The sequence below is a fragment of the Streptomyces sp. NPDC090442 genome, from assembly GCF_044769405.1.
Classification (GTDB): domain Bacteria; phylum Actinomycetota; class Actinomycetes; order Streptomycetales; family Streptomycetaceae; genus Streptomyces.
This window is the reverse complement of the sequence record NZ_JBIVXW010000227.1, coordinates 1-1,964: the sequence shown is the minus strand read 5'-3', so window position 1 is coordinate 1,964 and position 1,964 is coordinate 1. Positions and strand designations below refer to the sequence as shown.

General features: G+C 69.1%; 3 protein-coding genes. 2 read left to right on the top strand and 1 reads right to left on the bottom strand.

Features of this window, described 5'->3' with window-relative positions:
- Window positions 1-245: 245 nt before the first annotated feature.
- Both ACIQU6_RS44595 and ACIQU6_RS44590 read left to right on the top strand, forming a co-directional pair.
- On the top strand, window positions 246-515 hold the full coding sequence (locus tag ACIQU6_RS44595) for a transposase (protein ID WP_403488436.1): 270 nt from the start codon (window positions 246-248) through the stop codon (window positions 513-515).
- A 6-nt stretch (window positions 516-521) separates the two neighbouring features.
- Window positions 522-1,202: an IS5 family transposase gene (locus ACIQU6_RS44590; protein ID WP_403488438.1), complete on the top strand. Its 681-nt coding sequence runs from the start codon at window positions 522-524 to the stop codon at window positions 1,200-1,202.
- A gap of 14 nt (window positions 1,203-1,216) precedes the next feature.
- On the opposite strand, the gene ACIQU6_RS44585 is transcribed toward ACIQU6_RS44590, so the two are convergent.
- Window positions 1,217-1,750, bottom strand: a complete 534-nt coding sequence (locus ACIQU6_RS44585) for a hypothetical protein (RefSeq protein ID WP_403488434.1) — start codon at window positions 1,748-1,750, stop codon at window positions 1,217-1,219.
- Between the last annotated feature and the right edge of the window lie 214 nt (window positions 1,751-1,964).

Below are 1,964 nucleotides of genomic sequence, written 5' to 3'. Positions count from 1 at the left end.
CTCGACAACTGCATGGGCTCTCGGAACACCCCGAGCATGCCCACCGATCACCCCAGCTCACCGGGAAAATCCAAGATCCCCGACAGAGTCAAGCTCAGAGCGTGGTGGTGAACCGGACTGTGTTCGGTGGGAGGGGCCGGCCGGGGAGATGTCGAACGGTCTTGCTGACCGGTCGATGTGCATAGGCGAACGGGCCTCTTGGCAGAGACGAGGTTGTCGACCAACTCTCCGCCGCAGGAGGCCCGTTGCCGTACCAGTCCATCATTACCGAGCTGGCTGAGGCCAGTTCGGCCACCCTGGCGTGTGACTGCTACGTCCATCAGTTCGGGGCTATTGCCGTGGGACGGCGTGTCTCGCTCTACCCGACGGACATGACGGACGCGGAGTGGGCCCGGGTCCGTGCCTCGATGCCGGTGCCGGCCTGGTTGGAGGGCCAGGGCGGGCGCCCCGAAGAACACTGCCACCGGGAAATGATCGATGCTGTGCGCTATCTCGTCGACAATGGCGTGAAATAGCGCGCCATCCCCGCCGATTTTCCCTGGTGGCGGGCGGTGTACGACTTCTTCCGACGATGGTGCCGCCACGGTTATGTGCGTGAGCTGTATCAGCGGCTGCGGCGTATCGAGCGCAGGCGGCAGGGCCGGGAGGCGGAGCCGACTGCCGCAATCATGGACGCGCAGTCGGTGGACGGCGCGGACACCGTCGCCGCCGACAGCCGCGGCTGCGATGGCGCCAAACTGCGCGACGGTCGCAAGCGCCACATCCTGACCGACACGTGCGGCTTGCTGCTGGAGGTCACCGTCACTCCGGCCAACGTGCACGACTCCAAGGCCGCCCCCGGGCTGATCGAGGCTTTCACGGCCGAGCCGGGCCGCCTACTGAAGCTGGTCTGGGCCGATTCCGCCTACCAAGGCGAGGCCCTGGCCGAAGCGTTCGCGGCGCACGGGGTGAGGGTCGAGATCGTGCGGCGCCCCGACGGGAGTCGGGACTTCGTGGTGCTGGCGTGCCGCTGGGTAGTGGAAAGGACGCTGGGGTGGCTCTCACGGGCCCGCCGTCTCAACCGCGACCACGAGCGCCGCCCCGATCACCACGTGCAGATGGTGTGGTGGGCCGGCCTGATCACCCTGACCCGCCGGATGGCCCGCCAGCGCCTGCACTGGCCCGAGTACCGGCCGCACCGGCTGGACCCGCAGCCGGCCTGAACACCCCGCCCCGCTCACGCACCAGCCAGCCACGCGCCTGGAGCGCATAGGCGCGGTGGCGCACCTTCTCCACCTCGTTCAACCGCGTCGCGTCCCGCCCCAGCACGCGCGTCAGCTCCTGCGCGGACACCGGCCCCGCGGGCTGACACGACCGCCGCGAATACCTGCCGATAGGCCCCGGACAGGGCCTCCTCGCCCATCCCGTCCTGCCACGCCGGCGGCCGCGGGTCATAGCCTTCGCGCAACGCAGGGACAGGCACCGTCACCGCGGCCATGCCCTGCGCGCCAGCGAGCGCAGACGGCCAGGCGCCGTCACCCATGTCCGGCACCACCGCGGCCTTCTGGCCGGCCGGGACACTCCCGACACCGGACTCGGCCTGCTCCGCGAGCGCGTGCAGCACCTCGTCACAGGCGATACGCGCGTGCTCCAAACGCCGCCGGTCCACAGCAACATGTTCCTCGGCCTCCCTGACCACCTCCAGCCAGGACTCGAGTTCTTCCCGCGCCCGGGCCTCACGGAACTCCAGCAACCCGATCACCGACGGCACCGCACACCTCCGAGGCAGACCAACCACCCACCGACTGCCCACAGTTACCCACCCCAACACCGAAGCCACCCGAAACCCGCAGATCATCGAGCTACAGTCCGGTTCACCACCACGCTCTGAGTAGGGTCGGGGACTGGCGCGGTGGCTTCCGCTCCGTTTCCAGCCCCCGCCGCTTCAAACCGTGCATGCAGTTCTCCCGCACACGGCTTTCCGA